General features: G+C 38.6%; 16 protein-coding genes. 11 read left to right on the top strand and 5 right to left on the bottom strand.

Annotation, left to right across the window (positions count from 1 at the left end):
* Positions 1 to 85: 85 nt before the first annotated feature.
* Positions 86 to 898 (top strand): cyanophycinase, encoded by an 813-nt coding sequence (locus ACFX4I_RS00550; RefSeq protein ID WP_283932719.1) that lies wholly within the window; start codon positions 86 to 88, stop codon positions 896 to 898.
* On the top strand, positions 895 to 3,516 hold the full coding sequence (gene cphA, locus ACFX4I_RS00545) for a cyanophycin synthetase (RefSeq protein WP_377418343.1): 2,622 nt from the start codon (positions 895 to 897) through the stop codon (positions 3,514 to 3,516). Before ACFX4I_RS00550 ends, cphA begins: the two co-directional genes overlap by 4 nt.
* A gap of 106 nt (positions 3,517 to 3,622) precedes the next feature.
* On the opposite strand, the gene yidC is transcribed toward cphA, so the two are convergent.
* The 3 genes from yidC to ACFX4I_RS00530 form a co-directional block, all read right to left on the bottom strand.
* On the bottom strand, positions 3,623 to 4,408 hold the full coding sequence (gene yidC / locus ACFX4I_RS00540; protein ID WP_230302056.1) for a membrane protein insertase YidC: 786 nt from the start codon (positions 4,406 to 4,408) through the stop codon (positions 3,623 to 3,625).
* Positions 4,409 to 4,436: 28 nt separating this feature from the next.
* Positions 4,437 to 4,724: a hypothetical protein gene (locus ACFX4I_RS00535; RefSeq protein WP_230302057.1), complete on the bottom strand. Its 288-nt coding sequence runs from the start codon at positions 4,722 to 4,724 to the stop codon at positions 4,437 to 4,439.
* 911 nt (positions 4,725 to 5,635) lie between these two features.
* Positions 5,636 to 6,457, bottom strand: coding sequence for a glycerophosphodiester phosphodiesterase (locus ACFX4I_RS00530; RefSeq protein ID WP_377418340.1), 822 nt, complete (start codon positions 6,455 to 6,457; stop codon positions 5,636 to 5,638).
* Positions 6,458 to 6,672: 215 nt separating this feature from the next.
* Here ACFX4I_RS00530 and ACFX4I_RS00525 point away from each other — a divergent pair, with 215 nt between their 5' ends.
* On the top strand, positions 6,673 to 7,989 hold the full coding sequence (locus tag ACFX4I_RS00525) for an MFS transporter (protein ID WP_230302059.1): 1,317 nt from the start codon (positions 6,673 to 6,675) through the stop codon (positions 7,987 to 7,989).
* Positions 7,990 to 8,041: 52 nt separating this feature from the next.
* Here the strand turns inward: ACFX4I_RS00525 and ACFX4I_RS00520 are convergent, their stop codons facing one another.
* Positions 8,042 to 8,458: an organic hydroperoxide resistance protein gene (locus tag ACFX4I_RS00520; RefSeq protein ID WP_076366919.1), complete on the bottom strand. Its 417-nt coding sequence runs from the start codon at positions 8,456 to 8,458 to the stop codon at positions 8,042 to 8,044.
* A gap of 181 nt (positions 8,459 to 8,639) precedes the next feature.
* On the opposite strand from ACFX4I_RS00520, the gene ACFX4I_RS00515 reads away from it, so the two are divergent.
* Genes ACFX4I_RS00515 through ACFX4I_RS00505 form a run of 3 tightly spaced genes read left to right on the top strand, consistent with a single transcriptional unit; the run spans position 8,640 to position 11,858 of the window.
* The gene (locus ACFX4I_RS00515; RefSeq protein ID WP_230302088.1) at positions 8,640 to 9,023 is read left to right on the top strand and encodes a GntR family transcriptional regulator; all 384 of its coding nucleotides are present in this window, start codon (positions 8,640 to 8,642) and stop codon (positions 9,021 to 9,023) included.
* Entirely contained in the window at positions 9,020 to 9,919 is a 900-nt protein-coding gene (locus ACFX4I_RS00510; protein WP_230302060.1) for an ABC transporter ATP-binding protein, read from the top strand. The genes ACFX4I_RS00515 and ACFX4I_RS00510 overlap by 4 nt, the downstream gene beginning before the upstream one ends.
* Positions 9,894 to 11,858 carry a DUF6449 domain-containing protein gene (locus ACFX4I_RS00505; protein ID WP_377418337.1) on the top strand — a complete coding sequence of 655 codons (1,965 nt, stop codon included), beginning with the start codon at positions 9,894 to 9,896 and terminating at the stop codon, positions 11,856 to 11,858. The genes ACFX4I_RS00510 and ACFX4I_RS00505 overlap by 26 nt, the downstream gene beginning before the upstream one ends.
* A 99-nt stretch (positions 11,859 to 11,957) precedes the next feature.
* On the opposite strand, the gene ACFX4I_RS00500 is transcribed toward ACFX4I_RS00505, so the two are convergent.
* Positions 11,958 to 12,161, bottom strand: a complete 204-nt coding sequence (locus ACFX4I_RS00500) for a cold-shock protein (RefSeq protein WP_061462203.1) — start codon at positions 12,159 to 12,161, stop codon at positions 11,958 to 11,960.
* A gap of 856 nt (positions 12,162 to 13,017) precedes the next feature.
* On the opposite strand from ACFX4I_RS00500, the gene ACFX4I_RS00495 reads away from it, so the two are divergent.
* From ACFX4I_RS00495 to ACFX4I_RS00475, 5 genes are all read left to right on the top strand, one after another.
* Complete coding sequence (locus ACFX4I_RS00495; protein WP_098371199.1) at positions 13,018 to 14,592, top strand: peptide chain release factor 3; 1,575 nt, start codon at positions 13,018 to 13,020, stop codon at positions 14,590 to 14,592.
* A gap of 1,246 nt (positions 14,593 to 15,838) precedes the next feature.
* On the top strand, positions 15,839 to 17,440 hold the full coding sequence (gene dcuS, locus ACFX4I_RS00490; RefSeq protein ID WP_377418333.1) for a DcuS/MalK family sensor histidine kinase: 1,602 nt from the start codon (positions 15,839 to 15,841) through the stop codon (positions 17,438 to 17,440).
* On the top strand, positions 17,437 to 18,144 hold the full coding sequence (locus tag ACFX4I_RS00485) for a response regulator (RefSeq protein ID WP_377418330.1): 708 nt from the start codon (positions 17,437 to 17,439) through the stop codon (positions 18,142 to 18,144). The genes dcuS and ACFX4I_RS00485 overlap by 4 nt, the downstream gene beginning before the upstream one ends.
* 295 nt (positions 18,145 to 18,439) lie before the next feature.
* Positions 18,440 to 20,134: an NAD-dependent malic enzyme gene (locus ACFX4I_RS00480; RefSeq protein WP_283932726.1), complete on the top strand. Its 1,695-nt coding sequence runs from the start codon at positions 18,440 to 18,442 to the stop codon at positions 20,132 to 20,134.
* Positions 20,135 to 20,254: 120 nt separating this feature from the next.
* Positions 20,255 to 21,202 (top strand): AEC family transporter, encoded by a 948-nt coding sequence (locus ACFX4I_RS00475; RefSeq protein ID WP_230302064.1) that lies wholly within the window; start codon positions 20,255 to 20,257, stop codon positions 21,200 to 21,202.
* The last annotated feature ends 392 nt before the right edge of the window (positions 21,203 to 21,594 follow it).

Here is a 21,594-nt window from a genome sequence, read left to right as displayed (position 1 = left end):
GAAGTTGCCATACTAGTCATTATGTGTTCTGTTTCATGATGTTTGTTTCATGATGTTAATCCATTTGTAAAGGTGAGTATGATGAATGAATTGTGGTGAATTACTTATCATTGGCGGGGCAGAGGATAAGTGCCTTGAAGGTGAAGTATTAAATAAATTTGTCGAGCTTGCAACCCATGGCGACGGCGGAATAGGAATATTGCCTACAGCAAGTGAAATTCCTGAGGAAGTGAGTACAGAGTATATCAAGATCTTCAGGGATTTAGGAGTGAACAGGGTGGAAGTGATCAAGCTGGATTCAAGGCAGGATGCAGACAATCCTGCAATTTGTGAACAGCTGACATCTTTTTCAGCTATCTTCATTTCAGGGGGAAACCAAAGCCGATTGTCTGAACTGATTGGAAAAACCAAGTTCCACGATGCCCTTTCTAAAGCCTGGCATAAAGGAATGGTGATAGCAGGGACAAGTGCTGGCGCTTCGATTTTAGGTAAGTATATGATCGTCGCTGCTGACACGATGCTGAATGACAATAAGTTAAAGGTTGAAATTGGGGTGGGCTTCGGCTTCCTTGACGGCCTGATAATCGATCAACATTTTTCCCAGCGTGGCCGCTTTGACCGTCTGTTAAGTGCGATAGCAGGGAATAAAGAAATTATGGGTATTGGCATTGATGAAAATACAGCAATTTTAGTTAAAGACGGCCATTTTGAAGTAGTTGGCCAACATCAAGTATTGGTTCTTGATGGCAGCACCAGTGATTATATCAATATCACATCTTCTGAAAATGGCAGTGAAGAGTTGACTCTTTCGGGATTTAACCTTCATGCACTAACCAGGGGATACCGTTTTGACCTGCTTTCCAGGAAATTGTTGATGAAAAAGGGGATCCAACAATGATGATCAATCGAGTCCGTTATTTAAAAGGACCTAATTATTTTGCTTATACACCTACGATTTGCATTGAATTGGATATAGGGGAACTTGAAGAGAAACCATCTGATTCAATACCTGGATTCAATGAAAAATTGTTAAAGGCGCTCCCGAACTTGGGAAGCCATACATGTTCAAAAGGGTATCGAGGCGGTTTCGCCGAGAGGCTGAGAAAAGGAACATGGATGGGACATATATTGGAGCATATGACGATTGAGCTTCAAAACTTGGCCGGAATCGAAGCCATTCGTGGAAAAACGATAATGATGGAAAAGAAGGGTGTTTATTATGTTACCTTTGACTATCAGGAGCCTCACTCAGGTCTTCAAGCTTTTCTAGCAGCAAAAGATATCGTCGAAGCCATCCTGAGTGGTGAAAAACTTATAAATGTACAATCTTATGTAAAACAAATAGAGCAGTTATATTATAAAAATAAACTGGGGCCAAGTACCGAAGCCATTTTTAAGGCAGCGCAGGCAAAAAATATCCCTGTCGAGCGAATGGGTGATGAAAGCTTACTACGTTTAGGAACCGGTACAAGGCAGAAGTATGTCCAGGCGACAATATCTAGCCAAACTTCGAATATTGCCGTTGAGAATTCATGTGACAAATCTTTGACTAAATCAATTTTAAGAGGGTGTGGCCTCCCTGTACCTGAAGGGGAAGTTGCCCATTCCATTGAAGATATCTTTGCCTCGGCGGACAGGCTGGGTTTTCCACTTGTCATAAAACCGTATAATGGGAGACAGGGCCAGGGTGTCATCACCCATATCAAAAATAAGGATGAACTATTCAATGTAATTAATTGTTTGGAGTTACATGTGGAGAAGTACATTGTCGAACGGCATATTGAAGGACATGATTATCGGTTACTGATAGTCAACGGAGAACTTATCGCCGCTAGTTTGAGGCTTCCTCCCTATGTTATTGGCAACGGTAAGGAAACGATACGCAGTTTGATAGAAAAGGAAAATTGTAATGAGTTGCGGGGAGAAGGTCATGAAAAGCCGATGTCAAAAATTCCACTTACACATACCGTGACATGTTACTTGGAAAAATCGAATCGGACGCTCGATACCATTCCGAATCAAGGGGAATTGGTTCAAGTTGTCGGCAATGCAAATCTTTCGACTGGTGGAAAGGCAATCGATGTGACGGACCAGGTTCACCCCACCATTAAAAATATGGCTGTTGCTGCCGCGAAAGCGATCGGTTTGGATATAGCCGGAATAGATTTTATCTGTGAGGATATATCAAAACCAATCGAACATTCAAGGACTGCGATTATTGAAGTGAATGCTGCACCGGGAATTCGAATGCATCATTATCCGAGTGAAGGAAAAAAAAGGGATGTAGGCAAAGCCATTGTCGATTACTTATTTCCGACAAGGGAAGAGGCGGCTATACCGATCATCGCAGTGACCGGTACAAATGGAAAGACGACAACGACCCGATTGGTTCATTATTTTCTTACTAATGATAAAACAAAGGTGGGTATGACAAATTCTGATGGAGTATATATCGGCGAAGAGGTATTGGATCAAGGAGACTGCAGTGGCCCTGTCAGTGCAAGAATGGTATTGGCCCATCCTGAAGTTGATGTAGCCGTATTGGAAACGGCACGGGGCGGAATTCTGCGTGAAGGTCTGGCTTTTCGTAAATGTGATGTGGGGATCATCACCAATGTAAGTGAGGATCACCTCGGCAATGATGGAATCGATACATTGGATGATCTCATAAAATTAAAGAGGCTGGTAGCCGAAGTCGTAATGAAAACAGGCTATTGTGTGCTGAATGCAGATGATCCGAATGTAGCTGCCATGGACGCCTATACAGATGGGGAGGTCATTTACACCTCTACTGATGCCACCCAGCCTCACGTGAAGGCTGCGATAAATGGGGGATGTAAAGTTTGGTACGTCAATGAACAAGGCGTGATTTGTCATTCTTCTGATGGAGTCATCCATCAATTCATGGATTGCACGATTATTCCAATTACGATTTCAGGCATGGCACGTCATAATATCGCCAATTTACTTCAGGCGTTAGCCGCAGCCGAAACACAAGGCGTTTCAATGGAAGAACTAAGAAGGAAGGCTGCCACATTTATGCCTGATACGAATTTGTCCAAGGGACGTTTCAATTTAAAAAAGTTGAAAGAGCGCACGATCATCATCGACTATGCCCATAATGAAGCAGGATTGAAGGCTATATTCGAAACGGTCAGTGCCTATAACAAAAATCGTCTTATCACTGTTTTGGCAGGACCGGGGGACCGTATTGATGAAGAGCTTATCAGGCTCTCCAAGGTGGCGGCCATGAATTCTGATCTGTTCATCATTAAAGAAGACGATGATTTGCGTGGAAGGGAGCGGTTCGAAGTAGCCGGGCTGCTTCAGGAAGCTGCCATAGAAGCTGGGTTACATAAAGATCGGACATTCATCGAACCTCATGAATTGGACGCATTCGTTAAAGCTTGGGAAACATCACAACCAGGTGATCTATTATTGTTCTTTTACACGGATTTTGAATATGTAGAGAGATTTTTCGAAAAGGTTTCAACAAATCCATTGCCGAAGAAATAAAACAAAGTGCATTTCGCCGAAAATTCCTTCACTGTCCATCAAGGCAAGCTTGAGGAGTTTCAGTGAAGTGGAAAGTGACTGAATGAAAAAAGCTAATCCAAGTGGATTAGCTTTTTTTAATAACCGTTTCATTTGCAGCCGGGACAGCGGCATGGTCTTTTTTATATATTCGCTGAAGCACGATGGACTGAACAATCATGAATATACCTCCGATTGACCAATACAGCGGCAATGCAGCAGGAGCAGAGAAAGAAATGAATAAAATCATTGCTGGTGAGAGCAGGCTCATCAGCTTCATTTGTTTCTGCTGTTCTTCCGGCATTTGTCTCATGGAAATGACCGATTGGAAGTAATAAATGACACCAGCAATAATCGCCATGGCAATATTCGGCTGGCCAAGACTGTACCAAAGGAAATTATGTGTCGCAATTTCATGTGAACCTTGAATCGCATAATAAAAGCCCATTAGAATCGGCATTTGAATTAACATCGGCAGACAGCCCATGTTTAAAGGATTGACTCCATGTTTTTGGTAAAGCTGCATCATTTCCTGTTGAAGGGCCTTTTGTTTAGCTGGATCTTTCGTCTCTTTGATTTTCTGCTGGATTGCTGTCATTTCCGGTTTCAGCCCATTCATCTTCGTTTTCATGCTAAGCTGTGTTTTATATTGCTTGGCAGTCAGTGGAAGCAAGACAAGGCGGATCAGAAATGTCATCATGATGATGCTTAAACCATAGTTGCCATTAAATAAATCAGCATTAAATTCTAGCATTTTTGTCATGGGGTTAACCAATGCAGTATGAAATGGACCGCTCGTTGCTGCTGAGCAACCTGTCAAAAGTGTCGTTGCCAAAAATAGGACGGCAATTAGAAACATGTTTTTCTTCTTCATTATAATTTCCTCCTCGAATTGTTAATGTTTAAACAACGAGAAGGAGGCTTGGCTCATCGGAATCATCTGGTGAATCCTTGTGCCGGATAAATGTGAAAAAGCGCTGTGCATCGCGCCAGTCAAAAGTGCTGCCTTTCTGAACAGGAGATTTACCATTATCTGAATGAACGGAAGCTTGATATTTGTCGTTCAAGTGTGATTGCTTTTTATTTAAGAAGTAAAACGCAGCCAGTGGAAAGACAAAGGTAAATAAGTAACCTGCCCATACCGCATGGCGAACGGTTTGATAATCGAATTCTAATAATAATTCCCACATAGGAATCCCTCGTTTTTTCTAAGATTAGAAAATTTAGTTCGGTTGGTCCCCAAAAACGATTTAGGGACTGGAATAAGTTTAAATCATTAAGAACACTATATCAAATTCTAGTACAAGAAAGCCAAAAAATATAGGGGTTTTTTCAAAAAATAAACAGGGAATATTTTCTTGTGCATTAATTTCTGATTAAAGGTCATATAGAAGCTAGATTCGAGAACGAAGATTGCACACATGGTCATTCGTCTACATACGGATAAAAGGAAGTTCAATTCAATCGATAAACAGAACCACCATAACGCTACTGAAAATAATTTATATCAAAATGCACATCCCCGAAACATGGATAATCCATTAAAAAAATCAAATAATGGATGTAAGGATTCCGCCTGGCACGTCTGGTGCGTCCTACGGAGGAGGCCCGCCTCATATAGCTCCGCCTTTATTAATTCCACAACTTCACGATGGAATGTATAAGGCAATTGACGCTGGTTCAATGAAAGGGTGCTTTTTTCCAACATACGTATGTTTGGCTTAAGAATGTCCGCTCATTTTGGTTTTACCCCACTTGTCGGTTAAATTCCGTGGAAGGTTATAGATCGAGACGAGGCCAACAGCGATGGGCCTATTATGGTAAGGATGGGCATGAGATACAATCATTTCAATGATATTAAAAAAACAATCCGCATTTGCGGATTGTTCAGTTTGTCGACAAAGGGGGAGTTCGAAATGGTCTCACCCCGAACCATGATTAAAAGAAGACTTGAAATGAAACCCTGACTGGATTGTAGGAATTTGCGACTCCCTACCGAATAACTAGCTAGCCAGGATCCCGCTAGATGTAGAAAGGGGCGGATTTCTTAAATCAACTGGAACGTTTTTAAAGAAAAAATAATAGGCAAACATTCAAAGTTTCAATCCAAGAAATAATCAGGAAAATCAGAAATGATACCATCTAACTGCATCTTTTTGAACATGCGCATTTGTTTTTTATTGTTGACGGTCCATGTATATACTTTCATCCCGTGCTTTTGGATTCGCATTTGCAGCTTCGTACTTAAAATCGTTTGCTTTGGATTCAAAAATGATGCAAACTCGGCAATCTCTTTTAATTTTTGGTCATCAATTCGCCGTTTTATCAATACGCCCACTTGTATGTCCGGCATTAATTGATGAAACCTTTTCATGGATTCCATATCGAACGAATGTACCATTATCCTATTTTTACTTGTTGGAAATTCTTGGAATTTCTCTAATTCATCTGCAAGTTTCTGTTCAATGCCAGGATAGGCAGATGGATGTTTAATTTCGATTAAGATTCCAACTTCTGACCCGAAATTCTCCAATACCTCACTCAGTAAAGGAATCTTTTCGTTTTTATAGCGAGAATGATACCAGCTTCCTGCATCAAGTTCCTTTAATTCGGCTGCCGTGTAATCACGGAGGTTCCCTTTGCCGTTTGTGGTTCGATCCAGTGTGGGATCATGATGAACCACAAGTACATCATCTTTACTGAGATGGATATCCACTTCCAGAAAATCAGCTCCCAATTCAATTGCTTTAATATAAGATGCCATTGTATTCTCGGGGCAATATCCAGATGCACCGCGATGTCCAATTTTAAGGGGGGAATGCTGCATTATGAAGCTTTCAGGGAAATCACTTTTTGGTCTGTTAGCGTAGATAGCGGACAGGACAAGTATGGTTAACAAGATAATAAGAATAAATGCAATCATCTTTCACACTCCTATTAGGCATATTATTTTAAATATCCTTTACCCAAACTTAAAGAATATAAAGAAGAAGTTAGCAGGGCAGCCGTATTTCATAATTTTACATGTTAGGCAGGAAAAAATCATGTTTTACACAATGTTATAATCCCGACTTAAAGGATTTATTGAGAAGGTATGGAATACATATAATTTAAGCATATATAAAGGAGGGAAAGCGGATGGAATTGCAGGTGAAACCGAAGGCTAAAAAATGGAAGGGGAATTTTGGTTTATATTTTTCCCTGCCCATTCTCTCTTGGGCGTTTTACGATTTTGCCAATACGATTTTTTCTTCTAATATCAATACGATTTTCTTTCCATTCTTCCTCCAGGAACAGATTGGGGAAAATGCCGTTCTTGATCAGATTGCAAGTACCTTCATCTCATACGCTAATGCGATTGCCAGTTTGTTTCTTGTTTTATTTTCCCCGCTTTTCGGAGTCATGATCGATCGAACGGGAAAAATGAAAAAATACATTATAATTTTTACACTCATTTCTGTTGTATGTACTTTTTTAATGGGGGTATTTGGAGGGGCTTCGTTCGATGGAAAGCTTCTGGGCATTCCAATTTCCTTAGCGATCGTCATTCTTTTATTTGTGATAGCAAAGTTTTTCTATCATTCGAGTCTTGTTTTCTATGATACGATGATGAGTGATTTAGGCACGAAACAGCAATTGCCGCTTATATCAGGATTTGGAGTGGCGGTAGGTTATCTGGGAACGTTAGTGGGACTGTCGATCTATCCATTCATTAGTAAAGGGAGTTCACATGAAGCCTTTATTCCAACGGCCATTTTATTTCTGGTTTTTTCCCTTCCTTTATTCTTTTTCTTAAAAGAGACTCCAAAACAGCAAAAAGCAAAACAACCTTTTTTATCCGGTTATAAGGAAATTAAATCAACATTTAAAGAGATGCAATCCTATCGATCGGTTTTTACATTCATGATTGCTTATTTCTTTTTAAATGATGCAATTGCGACCACTATCGGCATGATGGCCGTATATGCCAAGACTGTTGTTGGATTTTCCTCAAGCGGATTCATTTTGCTTTACTTGGTATCGACAGTATCGAGTATTGCCGGATCGTTTCTGTTTGGATATATCACTCAGTCGAAGGGACCGCGGCTAGCTGTGACATATGTGGGAGTTCTGCTCTTGGTCGCTTTATTTATAGCGGTCTTCGCACAAACCGCTCTTTGGTTCTGGGTTGCAGGGAGTATGTTTGGCATTTCACTAGGTTCGATGTGGGTGACATCACGGACATATATCATTGAATTGACCCCGGTAGAGAAGAGGGGGCAATTTTTTGGACTATTTGCATTTTCCGGAAAAGTTTCTTCCATAATCGGTCCGCTTTTATATGGAACGATAACGTTGGTATTCCATGACCTCGGTACATTGGCGAGCCGGATGGCATTAGGGTCACTGATCATCATGGCGGTAATAGGTCTGGGCTTTCTTTTGAAGCTGAAAGGATTGGAAGAAGTGAAATAGTAAAAAGGGAATGGAGCCGGCCTTAATGCCGTATCCATTCCCTTGCATATTTTTATACTAAAATCAAGGTGACATCGACGTTCCCGCGAGTTGCTTTTGAATAAGGGCAGGTCATGTGAGCTTTTTTGGCAAAGTCTTCGGCTTCTTCTCTGCTTAGGTCGGGAATCGAAACATCCAACCTTACAGCCAATTTAAAACCGCCGTCTTCCTCATCTTTACCGATCGTGACATTTGCCGTCACGGAAGTATCGACTTTTTTCTTTTCTTTTTGCAGAACAAGATTCAAGGCACTGTCAAAACAAGCCGCATAACCGGCTGCAAATAACTGTTCAGGATTTGTAGCGCGCTCACCGGAACCACCTAATTCCTTCGGTGACCTCACATCGAAATCCAGAATCCCGTCCTCTGATTTAACATGTCCCTCACGACCACCGTGTACGGTAACTGTAGCTGTATATAATGGTTTCAATGAAAACAACTCCTTTGTTAATTCTTACTATCTTTAGTTCCCTACTTTAAGTCTTGTTAAACAAAATGAAAGCAAATGTATGGATAGTATTGTTTGAAATCGGTTTTAAATTGGAAGATATTGTTTTATAATGTACTGTATTAGGAGATGTAATACACCCATTTGCTAGGAGGGGTTGATGATGTTCGAATTGGATGTCCGAAGTGGCAAGCCGATATATGAGCAATTGATGGATAAGTTTAAGGAACTAATGATCAATGAAATTTTACAGGAACATAATCAGCTCCCCTCCATACGAATATTGGCTCAGGAATTGACAATCAATCCAAATACGATCCAGAAAGCGTACAAGCAGCTTGAATCTGACGGGTTTATATATACATTGCCAGGCAAAGGGAATTTCGTGGCACCTCCTAAATCTTTGAAAAACTCATTAAAAGAAGAAAAGATCAGAAACGAGCTTTCAAAGGTACTCGCTGAAGCTCTGTATATCGGAATCGATAAACATGAAATTTATAGATTAATAAAGGAAATCAGTCCATTGGCAAAGGGGGGAGAATCATGATTGAAATAAAACAGGTGAGTAAATTATATGAAGGAAAAGAAGCGATCAAAAACGTCACCTTAGTCATACAAAAAGGCTCCATATTCGGGTTATTAGGTTCAAATGGGGCGGGGAAAACGACTTTATTAAAAATGCTTTCAGGCAATCTGATACAGGATGCAGGTGAAGTTCTTATTGATCGATCATATGTGTTCGAAAACCGTGAAGTGAAAAATCGTTGTTTCTTCCTTCCTGATATGCCTTATTTCCTGGCTAACTATACGATCATGCAAATGGCAGGTTTTTATAGTCATATTTATAGTGAGTGGAATCAAGAACGTTTCTATCAATTACAGGAAGTATTCCAAATCCCCGTCCAATCTAAAATACATAAACTATCGAAGGGGATGAAGAGACAGGTTGCTTTTTGGCTCGCACTCTCGACGATGCCGGAAGTTCTCATCCTGGATGAACCGTTTGATGGATTAGATCCGGTCATGCGTAAAAATGTGAGACAGTTGTTGATTCAGGATGTATCGGAAAGGGATATGACGATTTTACTATCGTCCCATAATCTCCGGGAAATTGAAGATTTAGCCGATCATGTAGGGATTTTGCACAAGGGTGAACTTGTTATCCAAAAGGATTTGAATGACTTAAAAGCGGATGTACACAAAGTGCAAATTGCCTTTAAACATAAAATTCCCCATGGTTTATACCGCGGAATTCAAATTCTTAACAAGGAAAGACGCGGCAGCGTGATCGTTTGCATCGTTAAAGGTAAAGAATCCATGATTAAATCGCACTTTAATCAGTTTCAGCCAGAAATATTAGATATTCTCCCACTTACTTTAGAGGAGATATTCATTTATGAAATGGGGGATATCGGTTATGTCATCCAGAATAACCTGGTTTAATAGAGAACTGATTATCTATATTTTCAGAAGCACTGGCTGGATTGGTTTCCTGTATCTCGTCGGCCTCATATTTTCACTGCCTCTGGAAATGTTAGCGATAATCTTGAATGAGAACAATGAATATGTGGAATTCAATAACCTTTTTTCCTGTCAGCAGATGATACAGTTTGTCTTGGTCATCGTTATTCCAGTATTACTTGCCATCTTCCTTTTTCGGTTCTTACAAATGAAACAAGCTTCAGACTTTATTCATAGTTTACCGATTACTAGACGCAGCATTTACGTTCATATGATTGGGACGGGAATTGGCTTCATGGGTTTGCCGATTTTACTTACAGGTTCAATATTGATATTATTTCACTCGGCAATTGATATAGAAAGGCTATATACCATGACGGATATATGGTCTTGGATGGGGATTACATTTATTTTGGAAGCTTTGATCTTTTCTGTTGCCGTTTTAATTGGAATGGTGACGGGATTATCAGCCTTTCAAGGATTGCTGACCTATATTTTTCTTGCTTTGCCGGTGGGGCTGTTTGTTTTGTTTGCAGCCAATGTGAAGTTTTTGATAGCAGGATTTTCTGCAGATTATTATCTAAGTGGCAATTTGAATGGCATCTCCCCCTTATTGGCAGCAACGGAGATGGAAAAAATCACTTTTTTCTCTGTTAATACTTTAATTTATAGTATATTAACCTTCCTTTTTCTGATCAGTTCCCTTTTTCTCTATGAGAGGAGAAAGCTGGAGCATGTATCACAGGCATTTGTTTACCCGAAGATTAAGCCATTATTTAAATTCGTCCTGACAATATGCATGATGCTGTTTACAGGGCTTTATTTTAGCGAAACGACAGGCAAACCTGGGTGGATTTTCTTCGGATATGCCGCCGGTTCTTTGTTTGGATATTATTTAGGGGAAATCGTCCTGCAAAAGACTTGGCGAATACGGGTCAACCTGAAAGGTTATGTAACATTTATAGTGGTTATCATTGTGCTGGTACTCTTTATTAAAATAGATCCCATTCAGTATAAGGCCAAGATTCCTGATGAAAAGATGATTAGCCAAATTTATATTGGCGATTCTCCTTTATTTTTTGAAGATGATGGCGCGTCTAATAAACCTTCCAATTATCTTAATGAGAAGGAAAATATAGAAGCGATCAGGTTATTGCATCAGGAAATTATCGATAAGGGTAAAAAGGTTTCCATTGGTGAATTGAATGATGGACAATCCGTATTTCTGATGTATGAACTCAAGAATGGAAAACGGTTAGCAAGAGAGTACCATTTGCAAAACTACGACTCTTACATGCCGCTATTGGCGAAAATTTATGAGTCGAATGAATATAAAAAAATGGTTAATGAGTTATTGAATGTTTCTACTGAAGACATATCTAAAATCAAGATAACGGCGAGCGGACAAGTGGACAAATCAATAACGATTACGGACGGTCAACAGTTGGAAGCTGCCGTACAGGCATTGTCTGAGGATCTTAATAATCAATCGTTCGCCCAAATGACATCTTCTTTCGGTGATTTTGCCACCATCGAAATTCTTTTGAATAATAACAAAACCATGTATTTGAATTGGGACTCTTCATATACTCAGTTTTCAAAATGGATGGAAAATACCGGACAATCGGAAAAAGCTCGGTTAATGGCTGATGATATCTCTTATATCCTGGTCGCGAAGATCGATTCGCAAATTTACTCGAGTTCTGAAAGTGAACTTGCACAGCAGATTGAACAACAGCCAAATCGCATGAAAATCAAGACGGCTTCCGAAATCGAGACGGCCATTGATCATGCTCAGATCGATTGGGGCGGAGATTATTCAGCTGCCTTTTATTATAAAGAAAGCAGAGATGTGGACATCAAGAGTTTTTCTGGCGAACATGTTCCTGGCTTCATTATGGATCATTTTAATGAAAGATAACGTGAATATTTCGCTTGTACTCATATATATGAAAGGATGCCGCCCAATATGGCGGCATCCTTTTACATTGCCTATCAATTATGTTTGTGTATCTATGCTTTAGAGTTTTACGACGTTTTTGGCTTGAGGTCCTCGGTTTCCTTCTTCGATCTCAAATTCAACCTCTTGACCTTCATCAAGGCTCTTGAAACCTTCACCCTGAATGGCGGAAAAATGTACGAATACATCATCTTCGTTTGGTACTTCGATGAATCCAAATCCTTTGTCACTATTGAACCATTTGACTTTACCTGTTACTGTCATTCGATGAATCCTCCTAAAAAGTTAAAAAATATTAATGGTGATGATTTTACCTGGATGGGAAAATCAATTCACACATTATCAAGCATCCACATTCAATTTAAATTATCATACGAAGATGCTTGATAATGTGTGAAAGCCTACAGGAAAAATTAATCAACTAACCTCTGGAGCAATTTCCAGTTTTTTAGTATATACCCACCTTTATAAAGGTTAAAACAAATGGAAGCAAATTATACATTCCCGTTTCGGAAAAATAATTTTAGGAAGGTTTAATAAGGGGAAGCATAACGGTATTGTCGTGCAAAATTTTCCTAGTTTGAAATTTGACGGGGATGCCATGTCCAAAAGGAAAAGCCTTTATGGTTGAAATTAAAATAATCGGGTATAGGATAAGAAAGAAAGGACGGATGAAAATGAAAAAATTATTAAAAAGGGCCCTCATTTTTGCTGCTCCCATCATATTCAAGGAAGTAAAAAAACGCTGGAAGAACAAGCGGAAACAAAAAGAGATTAAAACTGCAAGGTAAATGTTAAACCATGAATAAATGAACGATAACCATATGGATTAAGATAAGGGGCGCTGATTAAGCGTCTTTTGTTTTGCCATCTGAACAAATCCTCTTATGGTGTTTCATTCACCTCTACATCTTTCCTTCATATCGTGTTAAAATAGAAAGGTTGATTGACATGAATGCAGAGTAGCCAAGGCTTATGCCTTATGATTTATTTTTTCTTACATATATTGTGTAGGATCAGGATTTTTGCATACAAAGAAAGGTTGCCATTCCAATGTAAAAAATACAGTAAATCTCCTATAAATTTTTTTTGATGACTCCAATAATGAAAGGAACATTTTATGACTACATTAAAAGACGAGGTTCAATCCCGACGGACCTTCGCAATCATCTCTCACCCGGATGCCGGGAAAACGACTTTGACAGAAAAATTATTGCTGTTTGGCGGCGCGATCCGTGATGCCGGAACAGTCAAAGCTAGAAAAACAGGGAAGTATGCAACCAGTGACTGGATGGAGATTGAAAAGCAACGGGGAATTTCCGTTACATCTTCAGTCATGCAATTCGATTATGATGATTTCCGTGTCAATATTCTAGATACACCAGGCCACCAAGATTTTAGTGAAGACACATATCGTACACTGATGGCTGTTGATAGCGCCGTGATGATTATCGATTCGGCAAAGGGTATCGAGGATCAGACAGTTAAATTATTCAAAGTATGCCGGATGAGGGGTATCCCGATTTTCACCTTTATCAATAAAATGGACCGACAAGGTAAAATGCCGCTTGAATTGCTTGCCGAACTCGAAGAGGTATTAGGTATAGAAACATACCCAATGAACTGGCCGATTGGGATGGGAAAAGACTTCGTGGGCATTTACGACAGGTTCAATAATCGGATTGAACAGTTCAAAACTGAAGGGGAAGAGCGTTTCCTTCCGTTGAATGACGAAGGTGAACTCGAAGTGGATCATAAACTTAAGGATTCCCAGTTATATGAGCAAACTTTGGAAGAAATCATGCTGTTGACGGAAGCGGGTAACCAATTCTCTGAAGAAAACATTGCGAATGGAAAACTAAGTCCCGTATTTTTCGGAAGTGCTTTAACGACATTCGGTGTTCAGACGTTTTTGGATGCTTATTTGAAATTTGCACCAGCTCCACAAGCACGGATGACAACGTCTGGTGAAATGGACCCTGTCAGTAATGATTTTTCTGGCTTCATTTTCAAGATCCAAGCGAATATGAACCCAAAACACCGTGACCGAATTGCTTTCCTTCGTATCTGCTCCGGTAAATTCGAGCGTGGAATGAGCGTAAACTTGAGCAGGACAGGGAAACCGATTAACCTGTCTTCTTCTACCCAATTCATGGCTGATGATCGGAACACCGTAAATGAAGCGGTAAGTGGAGATATCATCGGTTTATATGATACCGGTAACTACCAGATTGGAGATACGATCACAACAAGCAAAGACATGTTCCAGTTTGAAAGGCTGCCTCAGTTTACACCGGAACTATTCATGAGGGTAACAGCTAAAAACGTCATGAAACAGAAGCATTTCCATAAAGGAATTAACCAACTTGTACAAGAAGGGGCCATTCAGCTCTTCAAAACGGTTCGGATGGAAGAATATCTGCTTGGTGCGGTTGGGCAACTTCAATTCGAAGTATTCGAGCATCGAATGAGGAACGAGTACAATGTTGAAGTCGTGATGGAGCGCATGGGCAGTAAGATTACACGTTGGGCTGAAGATGAGAAGCTGGATGAAAACCTTCATAGCTCAAGAAGCATCCTTGTTAAAGATCGGTTTGATAAATATGCATTCTTATTTGAAAATGAGTTTGCACTTCGTTGGTTCCAAGATAAAAATCCTGACGTGGAATTATATAATCCAATGGATTTGAAATAATGGAGAAGCCCGTGTAATATACACGGGTTTTTTTCATTATCTAGAGCGTAGAGCATTGTTTAAATAACGAAAGGTTTTTTGATAGTACCTTAAACATGTTTCCGCGAATATATTTACCTGTTATTATGTGAAATTGCCTATAGAGCAAATTTATGGAGGAACTTCATAATCAATCAGGCTTCGACTTAACTGTTAAAACAAAATCACTTAGGCGGAGTATTAGCTTGGTACATTGGAACAGAAACCCCTGACATTTGGGATGTATATCATTTAATCAATAGTTTAACTGGAAAACATCTGATAGTGGAGGTTGTTCAGCTTGTAGAATCAGGTCCCTTTTAGGGTCTAAATCTGCAAGCTTTTTTTATGTAATCCCAAAAAAACAGATTCCAGATAAAAGTAATATAAACAATAAAGACTGATGTTATATATACATAAGTAGGATTTGCATGTATTTTCGATTTATAGGTTTCAATTGCCCTGTCTACATCAGCACTGATGTCTACAATTTCTAATCTTTTTTCATAATCATTAACATATCTCTAGTAATTAGATGATCTTTTCTTTGTTTAGGCCATTTTACACAATTGATGACTAAGTCTAAACCTTGAGAACTGTCTTAATACATTGTTGATTTGAAATCTGTTGAAAATGCGGGTATTTTAATCATTACCCCCTGTTTTAAACATGTCGACTTTAGATAAACGGAAACAGGGAGATAGAAGATGTTAGACAGCTGTATTTTTGAAAATTAAATAGTAACTAATTGGAAAGGTTAAATAAGAAAATCGAAGTAACTTTCGGCATGGTAAGAATTGCTTGGATATTCCGCGAAACTTCTTATTGAACTGCATAATACTAATAGAAAATTTGTGGCTTTAACCCTGGTGCAGGAGGAGAATAGCAAAAATAACTTATATTGAACTACCGAGGTATGTAGGGGTTAAGATATGAAAGAAGAATAATGACGGTGCGAGTAAGGTTTTGAATATTTATATCCAAGCCTACGAAGGTATGGTCGGTTTTATCATTGGAAAATATTGCAGATGAATCAGTATTTTTAAGGATACGATTGGCAAATGGTTAGGTTATATCTTATCACAATTGAATTAAATCAATTGGCTACCTTTTTGGAACTTGATAAAGTACCGAATAATTGTGTGATGTAAGCAAAATGAACATACTTAACATAAAAAGTATCTTCCTTAAAGTTAATAGAGTTTTTAGACCAAAGAGGTGTGTAGCAGTGAAAAAAGGGAAATGGAGTCTACAGTTTACCATTATGATACTGGTGTGTGGGGTAGTAGCCCTATCATTATTTATTACAGATATTCTTATTAGCCAAACAGTTGCGGATACAATAGAGAAGAGCCAGACTGAAAAAGCAGTAAACGTAGCACGCATGGCAGCACAAACGCCGCTTGTAATCGAAGCGTTAAGTGGAAGTGGGAACAATCAGGAAGTTCAGCAATTTACCAATAGGATAAAAAAATCGACAGATGTAGAATTTGTAGTAATAATCGATAATAATGGAATCCGGAAAACTCACCCCGATCCAAGTAAAATAGGAAAAAAATTTGTTGGAGGGGATGAGAAAGATGTATTACGAGGTAGAGAGCACATATCTATTTCGAAAGGAACTTTAGGCAGATCTTTGCGTTCTTTCACCCCTGTTTATGATTCAGAGGATAATCAAATTGGAGCCGTGGTGGTCGGTATTTCTCTTCAAAAAGTTAATGATGCTGTTTTAAAAAGCCGTTTTAATATTTATGTAGGAACCGTTTTTGGAATATTAACCGGAATTGCCGGCGCAATACTTTTGGCAAGGTATATTAAGAAAATATTGTTTGGGCTGGAACCTTTTGCTATTGCGAAGGTTTTAAAAGAGCGAAATGCCATTTTACAATCAGTTCGGGAGGGAATTATAGCGGTAGATCAGAGTTCAACCATTACTCTCGTAAACAAAGCCGCTTTAAAGATATTTAAAAAAGCGGGTATTAATGAAAATCCAACGGGTAAAAAGGTAAGTAGTTATATGCCTGACTCAAACCTGGATAGAATCCTGGAGACCGGCAAAGTCGAATTAGATGAAGAGCAGGATTTAAAAGATAGTGTCTTACTAGTGAATAGGGTACCAGTATTTGTGAAGGGTGAAATCGTAGGTGCCGTGGCTACATTTCGTGATAAAACAGAAATACATCTGCTGGCGGAACAGCTGACTGGAGTCCGTTTATATGCTGAATCGTTAAGGGCCCAGTCGCACGAATTCATGAACAAACTTCATGTAATACTTGGTATGGTGCATATGCATTATTATGATCAGCTTGCAGCATATATTAGTGATCTAGTTGACCACAGAGAAAACGAGATTGGCTTTATTACCAAAACCGTTAAAGATCCAGTACTAGCCGGTTTTTTAATTGGAAAACTAAGTTATGCCAGGGAAGCAGGTGCTAAGCTGGCGTTATGCTCTGACTTTCAATTGCCAGAACCAGAAAATGCAGCTATTACTCATGAGCTAATTACGATAATAGGAAATTTGATTGACAATGCTATAGAAGCAGTGGAAAAAAATCCCGTTAAACGAATTGAATTAAAGTTTGATTATGCAGATGACATTTTAACTATTGAAGTACATGATACTGGACAGGGAATATCTGATGCCAATCTTAATCATATCCTTCAAAAAGGATTTACAACAAAAGGAGAGGACAGGGGGATTGGTTTATATTTGGTTAAGGCAAGCCTGGATAAGCTAGGCGGAGATCTCGATATTAGTTCAAAAGAAGGTCAAGAAACAACGTTTGTGGTTTATATACCATACAAAAGCAAGGATGATGTAGGATGATTAAGGTAATGATCGTAGAAGATGACCCGATGGTTGCAGAGTTCAATAAGCGCTATTTGAATCAAGTCGATGGCTATGAATTAGCTGCAGTCTGTTCCTCAGTGGATCAAGCTCTGAATGTATTGGAAAATCAAAGAATAGGGTTAGTTCTATTAGACATTTTCATGCCTGGGAAAAATGGACTCGATTTACTTTCACAAATTCGAGAAAGTGAAAAAGAGATAGATGTTATTGTCATTTCTGCTGCGTCGGACATTGAGAGGATTCAGAAAGCATTAAGACTAGGTGCTGTTGATTATTTAATTAAGCCGTTTGAATTTGAACGTTTTAACGCGGCCTTATCAGCATATCGGAACAAATCAGCTTTTATTCAAGATAAAAATATGCTAAATCAAGAAGAATTAGATTATCGAATATTGCATCAAGAAGAAAATCATTTACCAGAGGAATTACCGAAAGGATTGGCTAAAGATACCTTAAAGATTATATGGAATGTGATACGGTTATTTAAAAATGCTCCCTTTTCAACAGAGGAAGTCGTAAATGTGGCGGGTATATCCAGGGTATCAGTAAGGAAATATTTAAAATTCATGAAGGATATCGGGGTCCTTGATGTTAAGGTAATCTATGGAACGGTAGGCCGACCAGTCTCCCAACACAAATTTAATGATGACAAGAGCCATATTATTCAACGTTATCTGTAAGCAGCCAATGGCTGCTTACTTTTTTTAATTACATAATACTAAAATTAGTTAAATAAGCTAGTGTCACCCGTAAATGACTACTAAGATATAGACTGGCGATTGAGTTATTTATAAATTTTTCACAAGATTGAACAAATAAGCAGTAATGAGGAAATATTTAAGTTTTTATGTGCTGTATATTTATTTTCCTTTTTACAGTTTTCTTTTAGTAATTACACTTCCCCAGGGAAGAATATACTCTATTGCCTGGTAATGATCATTTATAAATATACATTTTTAGGAAGAGGGTACGTCTATGACAGCTTATGATAAGACAAAAAAGGGCTTGGAAACAACTTTAAGAGGAAAAGGTATTCTGTCAAACCCTTTTATTAATAAAGGGGTTGCTTTCACTAAGGAAGAAAGAAATGAACTAGGATTGGTAGGCTTGCTGCCATCCCAGGTGCTTACTCTTGAGGAACAAGTAAAAAGAGCGTATGAACAATTCTCCACTCAACCTAGCGATATTCGGAAGAATGGAATGTTATATGATTTATTTAATCGGAATGTGGTACTGTTTTACCGCCTACTTAAAGACCATCTAAGTGAAATACTTCCGATCATTTACACACCTACTGTAGGAGAGGCCATTCAACAGTACTCCCGAGAATATCACCGTCCAGGAGGTCTATACCTATCTATAGATAATATGGAGGGAATGGAAGATGCATTTAAAAACCTGGACCTTTCATCTGATGATATCGATTTAATAGTTGTTACAGATTCTGAAAGTATTCTTGGAATCGGAGATCAGGGAGTTGGTGGAATTAACATAGCCATTGGCAAATTGGCAGTCTACACTGCAGCTGCGGGAATTGATCCAAGCAGGGTGCTACCTATTGTCTTGGATGTTGGGACTGACAATGAAAGCCTGATTAGTGATCCACTGTATATTGGTAACAGGTTTGGGCGTGTTCGCGGTGATGAATACACCGAATTCATTGATTTATTTGTTAAAAAGTCTCAAGCCTTCTTCCCAAAGGGATTACTTCACTGGGAAGACTTTGGAAATATAAATGCACGAAATATAATCGATAATTATGGCGACAAAATTCTCACTTTTAATGATGATATACAAGGTACAGGTGCAGTAACACTAGCCGCCGTAAAGTCTGCATTACAAGTAACTGGTGTTCCTTTAAAGGAACAAAGGGTTGTTGTTTTTGGTCCAGGTGCAGCAGGAATCGGTAATGCTGATCAAATGGTTGAAGCCATGATCCTTGATGGCATTTCCAGAGAAGAGGCATATGGTAAATTTTGGGCTGTCGATTATCGTGGATTGTTGATAGATGACATTCCGGATGTTTTGAAATTCCAAAAGCCGTATTGCCGGAAAGCTGAAGAAGTCGAGGAATGGGCTCGGAATGAAGTCGGAATTATCCCATTATTAGAGGTAATAAAAAAGGTTAAACCAACCATCTTAATCGGCACTTCTGGTCAAACAGGGGCTTTCTCAGAAGAAGTTGTAAAAGAAATGGCAAAGCACGTGGAACATCCTATTATTATGCCGATGTCAAATCCGACTACCTTAGCGGAAGCTGTTCCTGAAGACCTTATAAAGTGGACTCAAGGTAAAGTCTTAATAGCGACAGGAAGCCCGTTTGATGATGTTGACTATAATGATGTGATTTATACAATCGGACAATCTAATAATGCATATATCTTCCCAGGACTTGGACTTGGTGCAATTGTCGCAGAAGCAACAAAAATCTCTAAGGGCATGCTTGCAGCAGCCTCATCTGCTGTTTCAAGATTATCGGATAGCAGTAAGCCTGGTGCTTCTTTACTCCCTTCAATCAAACAATTGCAAGAGGTTTCTAAATCTGTAGCCATTGAAGTGGCAAAGACAGCCATTGAAGAAGGAATTGCGAAAGCGGATATAACAGATATTGAAAAAGCAATTACAGAATACATGTGGAAGCCGGAGTATAAAACTATTCATGGGAAATAAATCCATCTTACTTTGTTGTCTCAAAAGAAAGGGGATCCGTTTTAGGGGAATCTCCGTATAAGTCAGTCATAGTAGAATCTTTTAAATAGGACAATTTTTGGAAAGAGAAGTGCATCTCGAGTGAATATTGGGAATATATTTTTAACATTAATACCAATCTTTTTTACAATTATTATTGGTTATTTGGGTGGCTATTTTAAAATTTTTAATTCAGAATCATCCAAAGGGCTTAATACGTTAGTTACAAAATTTGCATTACCTGCACACTTATTTATTGGGATCACAACAACCTCAAAACAAACCTTAATTAATCAATGGTCATTTTTCTTAACTATGACCATAGGTGTTATTGGCTTTTACATTATCCTTTTAATAGTGGCTCGTTTGGTGTTTAAATACGATTTAACTAAAGCATCTATGTTTTCATTAAACGCAACTCAGCCAGCCTTTGCTTTTATGGGGATATCTGTATTAGGCAGTTTGTTTGGGGCGCAAGAGATAGCTATACCTATTGCGATTACCGGTATTGTGGTGAATGCCCTTCTGGATCCATTAGCAACAATAGTTGGTACGGTCGGACAATCCAGAATGGGTAAATCTAAAGATGAAAAAACAAACATTCTGGGTATCGTTTTGCATGGTCTTAGCGAACCGCTTGCATGTATTCCCTTACTCGCTGTTGTATTAACACTATTAGGGTTCCAGGCACCGGATATCATAAAAAATGCGCTCGATCAAATTGGGTCAGTGACATCTGGGGTTGCATTATTTGCTGTTGGTGTAACCGTGGGTATCCGTAAGATTAGCTTACAACCAATTGCTTTTGGTATTTCCATTTTAAAAGTTGTGGCTATTCCATTATATATGATTCTGGTTGCTCATCTAATTGGCCTTGATCATGCAGATACAATTAAAGCTATTTTGCTAGTATCATTTCCGGGATCTGCTGTAGCGGCAATGATTTCAACTAGATTTGATTCGTTATCAACTGAAACAGCATCTTCATTTGTAATTAGTACCATTCTATCTTTAATTACATTACCTATCTATATATCCTTGTTAATGTAGCCTTCTAAGTATCCATCCTTCTTGGATGGATACTTTTCAACGGAAGTTTGTGAAATACTTAACAAACTTATTGTATAACATTAACCTTTTTTTGAAAAGAGTAGATGTTGGCTATTTTTATTTAAAGGGATGGTGTTTGATTAAAGGTGTAAGTCCAGGAAAATGCGTCGCAAATAGTATCTATTGTAAAAATTATCCATTAATTAAAATGAGATTATAATAATAGGATTTGTATAATTACATATTCGAATGCAGCAGTTGTTGAAATCTAAAATCTAAATCTTCGGTGTACAGGAATCATTTTTTTACTTGCAAAACGTAGTTTGTATACAATAATAATTTTTATTAATTGGTAAGTTAAAAACCAAACTATCTGATGATCAGGAACGGTT

It is taken from the genome of Peribacillus sp. YIM B13472, assembly GCF_042788005.1.
Taxonomy (GTDB): domain Bacteria; phylum Bacillota; class Bacilli; order Bacillales; family DSM-1321; genus Peribacillus; species Peribacillus simplex_E.
Note: the sequence above shows the minus strand (reverse complement) of the source record. Positions and strands in the feature narration are given on the sequence as shown.